Genomic DNA, 15,309 nt, shown 5'->3' with positions numbered 1-15,309 from the left:
TTATTCCCCCAAACGTTCAAAAATTTCTTTTTCCATTTGAACTCTTAATTCTTCTTTTGGAATTGCATTAATAAATGGACGAACAATACCCTCTAAGATTAAAAGGAATGCTTCCTTCTTTGTTAATCCACGGCTCATTAAATAGAATAAATCTTCATCACTCATCTTACCAATAGATGCACCATGATTTGCAAAACAATCATATTCATCTATTAATAAAATAGGCTTTGCAGTTATTTGAGATTCATTATCCATTACAACACCACGAGATAGCTGGCTACATTTTGCCTTAGCCATACCCTTTTCAATTTTACCTGTTGTATCAAATACTAAAGTAGAGCCATTCATTGCTACACCAACATTTTTAATATTGGAAAATGTCTGTCCCATTTTATGATCAATTCTTTGTGTATATGTTGAAGAAACCTTGCTTAAAACGCTTAGGTTTTCAACATTAGCTATAGAATTTTCTTCTAATAAATTAATATTTAAAGATTCTTCTGTATTTGCTACAGAAATCTCTAACACATTGACTTCTCCATGAATATCAAAGATCCTCTTTGTAGATGTACTATTTAAAACATAATACTGAATAGAAGAATCCTTAAGACCAAGAATAGAAACCTCTTGGTTTTTAGTTTTATCAATAAACTTGGCAAATACGCCATCCTTAACAACAATATTACAGCTAGATTCAATTAAATAAATCTCATCTTTTGTCTTATTAATGTAATACTTTCCATCCTCTGCTTGACCCAAAGCAGTAACAGGAACTAATACTACCTCATCCATTATGCTTTTTTACCTGTATTACGAGCACAGGAGCCTAGAAGTATATGGGTCTTCTTATCTTCATCGTCTCCAAAATCCTCAATACCAAGCTCTTTTTTAACCCAATCATAGCCTTCTGCATCAATTTTAGCAATAAGCTCTGGTCCGCCAGTTTTTACAATTTTACCGTTAATCATAACATGTACGAAATCTGGCTTAATATAATCTAATAATCTTTCATAATGAGTAATAAGTAAGCATCCAAAGGATTCGTTTACCATGCTATAAACATTTTCACCTACAATGCGTAGGGCATCTACATCAAGTCCGGAGTCAATCTCATCTAAAATTGCAAACTTTGGCTTTAGCATCTTCATCTGAAGAATTTCATTTCTCTTCTTTTCTCCACCAGAAAAGCCTTCATTTAAATATCTATGGGCTAAATCCTCAGGCATCTTTAATTCCATGCAAGCTTTATCATAATCCTTAATAAACTTGAATAATGTAGGGTTTTTACCTGTTTGTGCCTTCATTGCAGCACGAATAAAATCGGAATTAGTTACCCCAGAAACCTCTGCAGGATACTGATATGCTAAGAATAATCCTTTTCTAGCACGCTCATCAACTGCTAAGGGTAAGATATTTTCTCCATTAAGTAAAATCTCACCGGAAGTAATTTGATATCTTGGGGAACCCATAATACAAGAGGATAAAGTTGATTTACCTGTACCATTAGGTCCCATAATTGCATGAACCTCTCCTGTATGAATAGTTAAATCAACACCCTTAAGGATTTCCTTTTCCTCTACTCTGGCACATAGGCCTTTTATTTCTAATACGTCACTCATTGGTCTACCTGACTTTCTTTCTTTGATTTACGAAGATAGATTTCTCTATCCAACAATTTTGTTTATATTTTCTAAACGTTACAAAATGGAAAAACAATCGTGCTTTTCCATTTTGTAATCTCACTTATGTTTACTTAACAACGATATTGATGATCTTCTTTGGAACAACAATCATCTTAACAATCGTATGGCCTTCTGTATATTTCTTTACACGCTCAGAAGCAAGTGCCATTGCCTCAAGCTCTTCCTTTGTAGCTTCAACATCTGCTTCAATAGTATCTCTTAGCTTACCATTTACAGAAACAGGATATTTAACTGTAGAATCTACAAGCTTAGCTGGATCATATGTTGGCCAAGGCTCATAAGCGATTGTTCCCTTATGACCTAATGCTTCCCATAATTCCTCACCTAAATGAGGGCAAACTGGAGAAATTAGCTTAACTAAGCCCTCTAGGTATCCAATATATAGCTTATCTGCCTTATATGCATCATTAACGAATACCATCATTGCAGAGATTGCTGTATTGAAGCCTAAATTTTCAAAGTCAGCAGAAACCTTTTGAACCATCTTGTTATAGGATTTTTCTAATGACTTATCATATTCCTTAGTCTGTTTAGCAACATATTCATCAGCACAAACTAAACGATATACACGTTCAATAAACTTTCTTGCACCATCTACACCATTTGGATTCCATGGCTTAGATGCCTCAAGTGGTCCCATGAACATTTCATATAAACGAAGTGTATCTGCACCATAATTCTTTACAATATCGGATGGATTAATAACATACTTAGGGAATCTTTTACCCATCTTAATACCATTCTCACCTAAAATCATACCCTGATGAACTAGCTTTTGGAATGGCTCTTTTGTAGGAGCAATACCCTTATTGTATAGGTATCTATTCCAAATTCTAGAATAAATTAAGTGTCCTACTGCATGTTCTGGTCCACCAATATATAAGTCAACTGGCATCCAGTGCTTTAATAATTCCTTATTTGCAAGCTCTTTATCATTCTTTGGATCAATATATCTTAGATAATACCAAGAGGATCCAGCTGAACCTGGCATAGTAGATGTTTCTCTTAAACCAGTTACACCATTCTTGTTGTAATGCTTCCATTCTTCCGCATTTTCAAGTGGAGCCTTACCATTCTTACCCTTGTAATCATCAAGCTCTGGTAATACAAGTGGTAATTCTTCATCTGGTAATACATATACACCATTTTCTGTATGAACTACAGGAACTGGCTCACCCCAATATCTTTGACGTGCGAAAATCCATTCACGGAAACGGTAATTTGCAACTCTTCTTGCAACACCCATAGCCTCAAGCTTCTTTGTGATAGCTTCTTTAGCTTCCATTACAGACATTCCATCGAATTCCATAGAATTCATTAATTTAGCCTCTGGATTTTCTAAATAGCCAGATTTTTCATATGCAGCTTCGGATACATCTGCGCCACTAATAACCTGAATCATAGGAATCTTATGTGCAATTGCATATTCAAAGTCTCTTTGGTCATGGCTTGGAACTGCCATAACAGCACCAGTACCATAAGAAGCTAATACGAAATCACCAATGAAAATTGGAACCTCTTTACCATTTACAGGATTAATACAGCTTACGCCCTTTAGTGGACATCCTGTCTTACCCTTATTTAATTCTGTACGGTCAAGTTCGCTCTTGCTTGCAGTTTCTTTAATATAAGCATTTACTTCGTCTTTATTTTCAATTCGATCCATTAAATCCTGAACAATCTGTCCTTCAGGTGCAAGTACCATAAATGTAATACCATAAATGGTTTCGATACATGTAGTAAAGATAGAGAATTTACCACCACCTACGATATTGAAGTCTACTTCAACACCAGTAGATTTACCAATCCAGTTTCTCTGCATTTCCTTGGTAGATTCTGGCCAATCGATAGTATCAAGACCCTCAAGTAGCTCCTCAGCAAACGCTGGCTGGTCAATTACCCACTGCTTCATATTTTTACGAATAACAGGGAATCCACCACGCTCACTCTTTCCATCAATTACCTCATCGTTAGATAATACTGTACCTAATTCTTCACACCAGTTTACTGGCATGTCGATATATTTTGCATAACCATCCTGAAATAGATTCTTAAAAATCCACTGTGTCCAGTGATAGAAGGATGGATCGGATGTTGAAATACATTTGTCCCAATCGTAATCAAAGCCTAATTCCTTAAGCTGCTTAGTGAAGGTTTCAATATTCTTTACTGTAAAGCCTTCAGGATGATTACCTGTTTGAATTGCATACTGCTCTGCAGGAAGACCAAAGGAATCATATCCCATTGGGTGTAATACATTGTATCCTTGCATTCTTTTCATTCTAGAGATGATATCTGTTGCAGTATATCCCTCAGGATGTCCTGCATGAAGTCCAACTCCAGAAGGATATGGGAACATGTCTAATGCGTAGAACTTTGGCTTGGAAAAATCCCATACATCTGTTTTGAATGTATGATTGTCTTCCCAATACTTTTGCCACTTCTTTTCAATTTCCAAATGATTATATTCTTTCATATAAAATACCTCTCTTCCAAAGGGACGCATAAGCGCTTATACTATTCTATCACAAGAAGTTGTATTTTTATAGTAAAAATAAAAATAAATACGCTTACACTTGAAAAATAAAAGAGGGAATTATATTCCCTCCAGCTATTTTTGCCTCATCATCACTGGCTTTTGTGGCGCAAGCTTAAAATTGATAATTGTAAGAACGGTAACTGATATCACTGTAACTATAGCATATACTATCCAGTATATGAGGCGTAAATCCTCATATTTTCCAATGTATTTTATGATGTAATAGCCTAAAACTCCTATCGCAACTAAGGATGCATATACCGCTGCAGTTAGTCTTTTAATTTCATATCTTTGCAATACCTTAATGAGCATCAAAACAATATTCAAGAATCCATAGGATAATGTTACAATCATTGTTCCCATAAAAGACCAATAGCCCATTTTAAAATATACCATTAAAAACACTACCAGGCTTATAGCTATTACTATAAGCGATAGCCAAATTATAAAAAATCCTCTTTTGCTCATAATAGCTCATTTAACCTCTTAAAAACATATGAACAAGCTTCATCTCTAACATTATTTCTACCAATATCATTAAAGTGTACTTCTTCAGTAATAACCTTACCTAAAATAGAGAATCCGAAGCATACTGTTCCAACGGGAATTGCCTCTGTCCCACCAGTAGGGCCAGCCACTCCAGTAACTGAAACTCCAACCTCAGAGTTCGTCTCTTTTGCAACTCCCAAAGCCATCTCATAAGCGACTTCCTTTGATACGACATCATAGGTATCAATCGTTTCTTTTTTTACGCCTAAGTACTTAATTTTTGCCTCATTAGAATATGTTACAAAGGAGGCATTTAAAACCTTAGATGCGCTAGCAACATTAACTAATTTTGCAGCACATAATCCAGCTGTACAAGACTCTGCAAAGGCGATATGATACTTCTTATTTATGAGTTTTAAAACTACTTCATTTTCCATATAAAAACTCCTTTTTTAAATCTCAATAACAAAATACATAATTGTAATAAATGGCTTAATTAAGCCATTTTTTTAATTTTATTTATGATAAGTTTCATTATTATTTATCTTAAAAGCTCTATAAATTTGTTCAAGTAGAATCACCTGCATAAGCTGGTGTGGAAATGTCATTTTTGAAAAGCATAATTTATAATCACAAAGATCTAAAACAGCTCTTGATATCCCTAAAGAGCCACCAATAATAAAGGATATATTTGCGTTATGATAAGAGAATATATCAAGCATCTTTGATGCTAAAGCCTCACTAGATAGCATTTCACCTTTTAAGTCTAGGGCAATCTTATAAGAATTCGAGGGTAAAACCTTTAAAATTTTATCTCCTTCTTTATTCTTAATCATCTCAATTTCCTTATCGGATGGATGGTCATTAATAGCTTCATCAGAGACCTTTAAAAATTCAACCTTTGTGTATTTTCCTAATCTTTTTGTATATTCATTTATAGCATCAACAAGATACTTTTCTTTAATATTACCTACACTAACAATTGTTATTTTCATATTTCATAATCTCCACTAAAATAAGGCTTTAATATACCAAATTTAACGCCTTTAGCCTCAATTCCAAAATCATTAAATACTTTCTCTCTTGTAAGCTCAATAATTTCTGTTAAATTACATTCTTGAGATATATGAGCATGTAAAACTATCTTTGTTTTAGGTCCCATTACATTACATAAGGTAATCATAGAATCCTCATTAGACATATGCCCATGATCTCCAAGAATTCTTATTTTTAGCATATATGGTCTTTCAGAATGCATTAATATTTCAGGATCATGATTTGATTCTAATACATATGCATCCGCATTTGCAATTTCACTATAAATTGCTTGATGTACATAGCCTGTATCTGTAATATATACAAGCTTTTTATCCTCATTAGTAAAAGAAAAGCCAATACATTCTTTGGCATCATGAAATAAAGGTAATACCTGTATTCTTAAATCAGACTCCATAAAGAATGGATAAAGAATAGAATTCTCTATCCTATTTATAATTATTAAGTCACCATTATTCTTCTTTTCAACTAAAAGCTCATAAACCTTTTCTTTCCCAGGTCTACTATAGGATTCCTTTATTGCCATATATGTCCCACCAGACATATAGACTCTTAAATGGCATTCCTTTAATAGCTGAGGTAAAGCCTTAATATGATCTATATGCTCATGAGTGATCAAAAGGGCAGAAATATCCTTAAGACTTAGACTGTATCTTTCTAGGTTTTCTAAAATTTGCTTCCTAGTGATACCTGCATCAATTAATATATTTACTTTGCCTGTTTGAACTAACGTACAATTGCCGTCAGAGCCACTAGAAAAAACGCTGAATTTCATATTCCACCTCGTACGGAGGACATTATAACATAACAAATCTTTTCTTAAAAGAAAAAGAAAAGAAATTATGTATTATTTTTCACATTTTTCATTTTGATAATTTCGTTGCATTTTAATTTCATAAATGATATGATATTATTTGCTATAGTTTAATTTTAAGATAAAGGAGTATTATGACAATGACAAAGAAAACATTGCGCAGAGCGGTTACTGCTTCCCTTGCTGGCGCATTCGCAATATCTTTAGCATCTTGTTCAGCTGCATCTGATAATACTGGTTTATTAGAAAAAGACAAGGTTTACGCTGAAGCTGGTGAATATTCTGTTACTTATGGTGACATTTGGAACGAGCTTAAGTGGAACACACATGATGTATTAGATAACCAGATTACAAATGTAGTATTAAACAAGTATATCAATCGTATTGACATTGTTCTTACAAAGGATGCTTCTTCCTTAACAGATAAGGATAAGGAAGATCTAGGCTTCAATGAGGAAAATGTTTATAGCGATGATGCTTACAACAAGATTAAAGAAACATTTAAAGAAAGAATTGTAGACTATGTTGTACAGGATATCTACAATTTCACTTATTCAACAGATAACTATTGGGACAATTTTGATTCTTTAGAAGAAACTGAAATTGACACATTAGAAGCAAAATATGTTGATGAAATCTATTCTGAGTATTTAATTGAATCCATTGATGGAGAAGAAATTAGTACATTAATTAAAAAAGCAGACCACAAAAATTATGAAGAAAACACTGCAAACTATTTAAAGCTTGCAATGGGCTTAAGCCAAATTTATTACCCACTATACGCTAAAGAGCTTTTAGCTTATGCTGGTTTGGAACAAGACATCGCTGATGCCTTAGAGGATGACACAGATGACGATGATGATCAATGGGGTTATTATTCTGTTTCAGATTATGTATCTAAGTTCAAGGATGAATACACAAATAATTATGATATGAGTGCAGTTATCATTAACTTTGCTGATTCTTCTGAATTACAGAATACACTAAGAGCATTTGGTTTAAAGTTCAACGGAAAGAATCTATATTATATTTATGATTCTAAGGATACAAAGACATATACCCTAAATGCAGATGGATATATGACTTATGAGGATTACATCAAATATTATGATGATTTCGCTACAAGTAACCTAAACAATGGTCGTGATGAGGATGGTAACCAGATGGCTACTGTTGTATCTTCTCAGGCGATCTTAGAAATCTTTATTCAGATTTATAATTATGTTTATGGTGGTTATAGAGAAAAGCTTTCATCTAATTATACTGGCACAACTTATACTCAGTTAAACAAACTAAGAAGATTAACAGATGAAATCCTTGAAGCTTATGCTGCACCAGCACCTGGTAAAACTGTTGAGGATATGCTAGAAGAAGCAAAAGCAACATTAAAGGCAGATAACGAAAATGAAACATATTTCACTGCAAAGGAATTAAAGGATAATTATGGAGATACATTTAAGAATTATATGTATGAAACATTAAAGCTTAAGTCTAACTCTACTTGTTATTCAAGCTCTGGACAGTCTACATCCTTAGGTACTTCTTTAGTTTATAAGTTTGATGAATATACAAACTATGTAGATAAGGAAGAGGTTACTGATGCTAACTTAGTTCATTTCACACAGTGGTATAACGATGAGGAAAGAAGTTCTTCTGATATTACTGCATTATTACAGGATACTGAAACTTATCCTGCACTTGCAACAGATATCTTAGAATTATTAAAGAAGCAAGATATTACTTCTACTGCAATTACAAATTATTTAAGTGCTGAATTAGATAATGTAAGTGTAAAGATTTATAACGAGGCAACAGAAATTAAGTATGCTGCAGAAAATGAAAATTATTCTAAAGCATTATCTGGTGCAGGCAATGATAACATTTTAGCTACAATCTCTTATGATGATGTAACATGGAATTTAAATATTGTTGCAGACCCTAATGATGAAAATTCCATTTTAGTTCCAGGTACAACTACTCCATTTGGTGTATTTGATTACTTAAATGCTAAGAGTGGTACAACAACTGCAATTGATTTAATTGCTAAGCAAATCATTAAGACTACAAAGGCTTATGAGGATACAAACAAGGATAGAGCAATCTATAATCGTTATATTGAGAATATGCTATTAAGCTTCTCTAACAACTATTATTCTACTAATGGTTATCCAGCATCTATTGGTAAGTATAACTTCTTAATGTTATATTTCCATACTGCAAGCGTTGATGAAATCATTGATAACTACTATAGAGTAAATGTAGCTTCTGGCAAGCTATTAACTGACTATTCTTCTGATAAGCTAGTTTCATTCATTAAAAAGTATGTTGATATCGCTGAGGATAATTACTTCTCCTTAGGTGGTACTCGCTTATATGTATATTTAGATGCTGATGATGATGGCAAGGCTGATGATGTTTCTGATTGGCAGGATATGCTAGTATCTGATTATGATCCAACAAGCGTATTTGCTGGTAAGACATTTGGTGAAGTTGCTAAGCAACTAATTTGTGAAATCTACAATAAGATTAGTGCTTCTACACAGTCTCATACAGATGCAGCTACTGCTTTAGTTTCTGAAATTAACGCAAGTGCTAAGGTTGTATATGAGGATAACCCAATTTCTGCTGAAAACACTTGGGCTGTTTATAGACATTTAGGATTAAATGTTAAGACTGCTGATTTCTCTGCAACTAATTCTACAACAGATATCGACTTTAGCTTAAAGCAGCGTCTATTCGACTATGCAAGAGGCTATAGTGATAATGGAAAGACTTATGAGTATTTCTTAAATAATACTTATCCTACTTGCTACATTGAGCCAATTGATGTAGCTAGCGCAAATATCACATCTAAGGATGATGATACAATTGTTGCTACTGAGGATGGCTTCAACCTAATTATGGTTACATCTGGTACAACTTCCGCTTCTGCAAAGTGGACCAAGACAGATAATGATGAGGGTATCTTAGAAAACATCGTATTAATGTATAATGAGAACCCTGTTAAGATTGAAAACATCTATAACGATGATGAAAGATTAAATAATAACCAGATTAAGTTCTATTTATTAGATTATGCAATCAATGGTTCTTCTACTTTAGCTCCAACAGGTTTATCTACTGCTTACTCTAGATATGTAAACCCAGTAGTTACTAGATTTGCTGGAAACGAAACTCAAAGAATTATCTTAATCAATTATATCCAGTCTATAACAAATAATAATATTACATTCACTAAGGATGGATATAATGATGTATTTGATAAGCTTGTTGCAATCGCAGAAAGATCTGCAGATGGCTATAGCTACCTATACAATGATACAACTGGTACATCTAACCTATATGATTACGAAGACGAACACGGCAACGTAGTTACTTGGTGGGATAGTATTAAGGCTTTATTAAAGGAGGAGGCTTAAGATGAAAAAAGCATTCAAAAGCCTGCTTCTTGCAGGTTCAACAGGATTAATGGTTTTAACACTTGCATCCTGTGGTGGAGATTCAAGAAATTCAAGTATTCCATATGGCGAGAATAACAAGTACAATTCTGATACTGTAATCGCAACTGCTACAAATGATATTACAAATGAAGCAATGAAAATGACACAGGGTCAGTTCTATTCTAGACTTAGATATTCTGCTAACTCTGTTGTTCAAAACAACATTAAAAAGGCTATTTATAATAAGGAATATAATGCAATTGTTGATTTATTGTTACATGAGAATTTAGCTGATGTAGCAAATGATACAAAGGAACTTCTTACATTAACTAAGAATGGTGAAAGCTTATATAACTTATCTGAGACTACATTAGATTACACTGGTAATCTTTCCAACTACAATTATATTCGTCGTAATATTATCAATTCTATTTCATCTTCCCTATCTTCTTCTTTATTCTCTGCATCCTCTGCAGAAAAAATTGAAGAAATGGAAGCTGATGACATTGAAACATATTACACAAAGTTTATTGAGGCACAATCAAGAAAGGGTATCTATATTACTAAGGCTGACTTAGCATATACATTACCTACAGATGAAACAGATGTCATTGTATTCACAAACTTCAAGAATATTGTTGAAAACTATAGAGCTCTTGTAGAAGGCTATATCATTACTCAAGCTGAAAAGCTTTCAACTAAGAATGCATTATATCAGATTGCTGATGAAGAATATATCTATGAATATGATGCAGATACTGAAAATGATGATAAGACAAAGAATTCTTCTTATTATCTATTTAAAGAGGATTCCTTAAAATCAAGCTATGAGTCAAATTATAAAACATATGGTGAATATAAGGCTGTAGTTATTCAGTTCAACTCAAGACGTGAGGCATTAGCTAACGTTGCTGCTGTAACAGCTGCTTTAGGCTATAGCTTAGATAAAGAAAATATTACTGATGCAGATGTTCAGAACTATTATTTTGCATTATATAACACAACCTATGCTTATGACCCTGCTGCAGATTTATTAGATGAAAGATTCACATATACTGTAAATAAATCAGAAAATGAATTAGATGACCTAAATTCTTCTGTAAAAACTGCAGTTACAGACACATTAGAAAAAGGTGAATTCTTCAAGAGTCCTCGTAATCTATCTAATAAGTATTATATGGTTTACCATATGGATACTAAGTATGATGTTTCTTTAACTGATGAAGAAACTGAATATGATGATTTAACTGATGAGCAAAAGGCTAAATATGACATCCTAGCAAAATGGGATGCAATTGAAAGTCAGGCAACAAGTTATGCTTCTACAAATTACAAATCTATCATTTATAAGAATTTAAATGATGATAACAAGGATAATGATTTAAAGATTTATGACCCAGTATTTGAGTATAAATATTACAATTCTTATTCTGATGTATATGAGTTAATCGATAAGGCTGATTTCAAAAATGATGTAATCTTCTCTTATGATAATAAGAACTATACAGTAGATGATTTCTATAAGGATGCAGCTACAACTTATGCAACTGAAATCCTTACAAATTACTTTGAATTAGAATATGCATATTCTTTCTTAGATAAATATCTTGATGAAGATACAATTTCTTCTAATGAAACTGCTGTTGATGATGCAATTTCTAATTTCAACAACAATGGTAATTCTCAGTATCCATCCTCTATGGGATTAGAAAACTATTTATTAATCGCATATGGATACGAAAATAGAGATGATGTAGTAAAATATTACTTTAATGCAAATTCTTGCTTAACTAAATATATGGCTGAAACTGTATTTGAGGATTGGGCTGTATTAAATCAGACAAAGACTGATGAAGCCGGAAAGAACATTTACGATATTAATTCCGAATATGAAACTAAGGGTGTTTTATATAACCTATTAACATCTGGTAATGCAAATTATTCTAAATTATTCAATATTAACCTAGATCATATCTTAATTAATATTGATGCAAATGGTGATGGTACACCAGATGATCCAGATAAGTTCTTAAAGGATCTTGATGATACTACTAAGAATGAATTTGAAGCATCTGTTGCATCTTTAGCTCAAGCATTATATTTAGAGGCTACAAGTGGTTTATATGGTGATAATGATTACTATACAATCTTAACTTATCTAAAGACAGCTTATGAAGAGGGTGCAAAGCTAAAGACTGACCCAACAAAGTCTTGGGATGATTATAAGCAATTTGGTTTCTTATTAACAGTTGAACAATTAGCTTCTTCTGGTGATATCACTCAGGATTCTGTAAATAACTTTGTAGAGCCATTCCAGGAATATGTAAAAGCTGTATATAAGGCTTTAAGCACAAACAAGACAGAAATTGACGAAGATGGTAATTTCTATGTTTATGATAAAGATACTGAAACAGGTTCTGTACTTGAGGATGCAGCTAGTGCTTCTTTAATTACAAGCAAGTCTTTATGTAAAACAGTATTTGGCTACCACCTATTAATCGTTAATAGCTATAGTGGTCCAGATTCTACAGACTACAAGAAGCCATCTGATTATGAGTCAAGCTGGGAAAATGATATTTCTGTTACATTAATCACTGATGATTCTGATACTGATGAGGATGAATCTATTGTAGTACATACTGATGCATGGAATGAAAATACTGATCAAATTTCCTTTAACCAGTTCTTCATTTACTATGTACAGAAGGCAAACAGTGCTACTTCTTCATTGGAATCTAATATTTCATCTTTATGCTCTACATTATTTGATAGTGCAATTAGTAAGTACACTGGTTCAAACTTCCAGTCCTACCTATTACTTTCTAAGTTAAATATTCAAATTGATGCCACAAATGGTCCTAAGGTTGCTACATGGGATTCAAATGCTGGATTAGATGTTGAATATTTCAAGAATACAGTTACAAACTATGGCGAAGAGCCTGAGTACGAATCTTGGGTAGATGGTACTTACAACTGGGATAGACCAGCAAAGTAATAAAACAAATTAGGCAAGTTCCAAACTTGCCTTTTTTCTTTATATACAAAAAAAGACTGTAACATTTTCAGTTACAGTCAGTTGCTTATTGTTGTTTAATAAAGGATAGGGCCATTTTATGTCTTGCATAATCAATATCAATAACATAAACATGAACCTCATCACCAACAGATACCATATCGGATGGGTGATTAATCTTATTTAAAGACATTTTAGATAAATGAACTAATCCATCATATTTTACACCACAATCTACGAAGCAACCAAAGTCTACTACGTTTCTTACAGTACCATCAAGCTCATCGCCAATCTTAATATCCTCAAACTTCATAATATCACTTCTAAGCTTTAATCCAGGGTAGCTATCACGAATATCACGAAGTGGCTTTTCAAATGCCTCTAATATATCATTCAAAGTAAACATATCAATGTCTAATTCCTTTGAAATTTGGCTTTTATCAAGCTTTTGGATAGATTCCTTAATAAGTGGTGTACCTAAGGCATTCTCGTCTAAATTCATCAATTTTAATAGTTTCTTAGCCTTTGGATAGGACTCTGGATGAATTGGAGTTTGATCTAATGGATCCTTAGCGTTTAGGATTCTTAAGAATCCTACACATTGTTCATAAGTTTTAGGTCCAAGCTTAGATACCTTCTTTAATTCCTCTCTAGATTTAAAGCCACCCATTTCATCACGATACTGAATAATATTTTTAGATACAGCCTTAGTTAAACCAGATACATAGGATAATAGGGAAATAGATGCTGTATTTAGGTTTACACCAACCTTATTAACTGCATCAGATACAACATCGTCTAATGCCTTATTTAATTTCGATTGTGTAACATCATGCTGATACTGTCCTACACCAATGGATTTAGGGTCAATCTTTACAAGCTCTGCAAGAGGGTCTTGAATTCTTCTTGCGATAGAAATTGCACTTCTTTTTTCAACAGTTAAATCAGGGAATTCCTCAATTGCAATTTCACTTGCAGAATATACAGAAGCACCAGCTTCACTAACCATTACATATTTTGCATTTAAATTATTTTCTCTTATAACATCTGCAACAAAGGCTTCTGTTTCTCTTCCGGCTGTACCATTACCAATAGCAATAATAGATACATTATATTTTTGAATTAATCTTACAATTGTCTTTTTAGATTCTTCTACTAATCTAGGATCAACCTTAGAATCCTTAGATCTTTCATTTGGATAGATAACACCAATTTCTTTAACTCCACTATTCTCATCAATTACAGCAAGCTTGCATCCTGTACGGTATGCTGGGTCAACACCTAAAACAACCTGTCCCTTCATTGGAGCCTGAAGTAATAAATTTTTAACATTTAAAGCGAAGATATGAATGGCTTGTTCTTCTGCATTTTCAGATAAAATACTTCTTATTTCTCTACCAATAGATGGAGCAATTAATCTCTTATAAGAATCATCAATAGCTTCCTCAAGCTCTTGTTTAAATAAGGATGGTCTATTTCTAGTAACAAACTTTCTTAAATATTCAATATCTCTTTCTGGCTGAAGCTCTAAGGTTACACTAATTACATCCTCATCCTCTGCACGATTAATCGCTAAAACCCTATGAGGCTTAATCCAACCTGTCTTTTCACTTGAATCATAATAATTCTTATATTTTTCATCAGGGTCCTTATCATTTTTCTTTTTCTTACAAATGATAGTACCATACTTTAATGCAGCATCACGGATATGCTTACGGAATTCTGCATTATCACTAATCTTTTCTGCAACAATAAACTTAGCCTTTTCAATTGCTTCTTCTGGGGTTTTAACCTTATCTGTTACATATTCCTTAGCAATTTCAAGCTTATCGCCTTGGTTATAAAGCTTTAGCATCTTTTCAGCTAAAGGCTCAAGGCCTAAGGCAATAGCCTCTGTTGCCTTTGTCTTTTTCTTTTCTTTATATGGACGATATAAATCCTCTACATCAATTAGCTTTGGAGCATTTAAGATTTCTTCCTTTAAGGCATCATTCATCATTCCCTTTTCTTCAATTAAACGAATGACATCTGCCTTTCTTTTTTCTAGGGCAACCCCATAATTATATTCATCAGAAATCGCACGAATAGCCTCTTCATCTAATCCACCAGTAGCCTCTTTACGATATCTCGCAATGAATGCTACAGTCTTTTCATCCGCAAGCATTTCTAAAACAGCACTGATTTCTTTATCTTTTACATGAAATTTCTCTTCTATTGCCTTTAATACATTTTCATTTAAAACTATTTCTGCCATA

10 protein-coding genes are annotated in these 15,309 nt (G+C 33.1%); 2 read left to right on the top strand and 8 right to left on the bottom strand.

Going from position 1 to position 15,309, the window contains the following annotated elements:
* The 7 genes from EI71_RS05180 to EI71_RS05150 all read right to left on the bottom strand — a co-directional run bounded on the left by EI71_RS05180 (window position 1) and on the right by EI71_RS05150 (window position 6,562).
* Complete coding sequence (locus EI71_RS05180; protein WP_119016193.1) at window positions 1–792, bottom strand: SufB/SufD family protein; 792 nt, start codon at window positions 790–792, stop codon at window positions 1–3.
* Entirely contained in the window at window positions 792–1,619 is an 828-nt protein-coding gene (gene sufC / locus EI71_RS05175) for a Fe-S cluster assembly ATPase SufC (protein WP_119016192.1), read from the bottom strand. Before sufC ends, EI71_RS05180 begins: the two co-directional genes overlap by 1 nt.
* A 130-nt stretch (window positions 1,620–1,749) precedes the next feature.
* Complete coding sequence (gene leuS / locus EI71_RS05170; protein ID WP_119016191.1) at window positions 1,750–4,179, bottom strand: leucine--tRNA ligase; 2,430 nt, start codon at window positions 4,177–4,179, stop codon at window positions 1,750–1,752.
* 135 nt (window positions 4,180–4,314) lie between these two features.
* Window positions 4,315–4,638, bottom strand: coding sequence for a hypothetical protein (locus EI71_RS05165; RefSeq protein WP_147387563.1), 324 nt, complete (start codon window positions 4,636–4,638; stop codon window positions 4,315–4,317).
* A gap of 68 nt (window positions 4,639–4,706) precedes the next feature.
* The gene (locus EI71_RS05160; protein WP_162849791.1) at window positions 4,707–5,168 is read right to left on the bottom strand and encodes a CinA family protein; all 462 of its coding nucleotides are present in this window, start codon (window positions 5,166–5,168) and stop codon (window positions 4,707–4,709) included.
* 78 nt (window positions 5,169–5,246) lie between these two features.
* On the bottom strand, window positions 5,247–5,726 hold the full coding sequence (rlmH, locus tag EI71_RS05155; protein ID WP_119016188.1) for a 23S rRNA (pseudouridine(1915)-N(3))-methyltransferase RlmH: 480 nt from the start codon (window positions 5,724–5,726) through the stop codon (window positions 5,247–5,249).
* The gene (locus tag EI71_RS05150) at window positions 5,723–6,562 is read right to left on the bottom strand and encodes an MBL fold metallo-hydrolase (protein WP_162849790.1); all 840 of its coding nucleotides are present in this window, start codon (window positions 6,560–6,562) and stop codon (window positions 5,723–5,725) included. Before EI71_RS05150 ends, rlmH begins: the two co-directional genes overlap by 4 nt.
* 179 nt (window positions 6,563–6,741) lie before the next feature.
* Between EI71_RS05150 and EI71_RS05145 the strand changes: the two genes are divergently transcribed.
* A complete protein-coding gene (locus EI71_RS05145) occupies window positions 6,742–10,020 on the top strand; it encodes a hypothetical protein (RefSeq protein WP_119016186.1) in 3,279 nt (1,092 codons plus the stop codon).
* Between the two features lies 1 nt (window position 10,021).
* Window positions 10,022–13,036 carry a hypothetical protein gene (locus tag EI71_RS05140; protein WP_119016185.1) on the top strand — a complete coding sequence of 1,005 codons (3,015 nt, stop codon included), beginning with the start codon at window positions 10,022–10,024 and terminating at the stop codon, window positions 13,034–13,036.
* 85 nt (window positions 13,037–13,121) lie between these two features.
* On the opposite strand, the gene EI71_RS05135 is transcribed toward EI71_RS05140, so the two are convergent.
* Window positions 13,122–15,308 (bottom strand): helix-hairpin-helix domain-containing protein, encoded by a 2,187-nt coding sequence (locus EI71_RS05135; RefSeq protein WP_119016184.1) that lies wholly within the window; start codon window positions 15,306–15,308, stop codon window positions 13,122–13,124.
* Window position 15,309 lies beyond the last annotated feature (1 nt).

This window comes from Anaeroplasma bactoclasticum, assembly GCF_003550015.1.
GTDB lineage: Bacteria > Bacillota_I > Bacilli_A > Acholeplasmatales > Anaeroplasmataceae > Anaeroplasma > Anaeroplasma bactoclasticum.
Note: the sequence above shows the minus strand (reverse complement) of the source record. Positions and strands in the feature narration are given on the sequence as shown.

Excerpts from the sequence above, each read along its gene's own strand:
- EI71_RS05160 (WP_162849791.1), bottom strand. The coding sequence starts at position 5,168 with ATGGAAAATGAAGTAGTTTTAAAACTCATAAATAAGAAGTATCATATC.
- EI71_RS05140 (WP_119016185.1), top strand. The coding sequence starts at position 10,022 with ATGAAAAAAGCATTCAAAAGCCTGCTTCTTGCAGGTTCAACAGGATTA.
- EI71_RS05145 (WP_119016186.1), top strand. The coding sequence starts at position 6,742 with ATGACAAAGAAAACATTGCGCAGAGCGGTTACTGCTTCCCTTGCTGGC.
- EI71_RS05135 (WP_119016184.1), bottom strand. The coding sequence starts at position 15,308 with ATGGCAGAAATAGTTTTAAATGAAAATGTATTAAAGGCAATAGAAGAG.
- EI71_RS05180 (WP_119016193.1), bottom strand. The coding sequence starts at position 792 with ATGGATGAGGTAGTATTAGTTCCTGTTACTGCTTTGGGTCAAGCAGAG.
- EI71_RS05165 (WP_147387563.1), bottom strand. The coding sequence starts at position 4,638 with ATGGTATATTTTAAAATGGGCTATTGGTCTTTTATGGGAACAATGATT.
- rlmH (WP_119016188.1), bottom strand. The coding sequence starts at position 5,726 with ATGAAAATAACAATTGTTAGTGTAGGTAATATTAAAGAAAAGTATCTT.
- leuS (WP_119016191.1), bottom strand. The coding sequence starts at position 4,179 with ATGAAAGAATATAATCATTTGGAAATTGAAAAGAAGTGGCAAAAGTAT.
- sufC (WP_119016192.1), bottom strand. The coding sequence starts at position 1,619 with ATGAGTGACGTATTAGAAATAAAAGGCCTATGTGCCAGAGTAGAGGAA.
- EI71_RS05150 (WP_162849790.1), bottom strand. The coding sequence starts at position 6,562 with ATGAAATTCAGCGTTTTTTCTAGTGGCTCTGACGGCAATTGTACGTTA.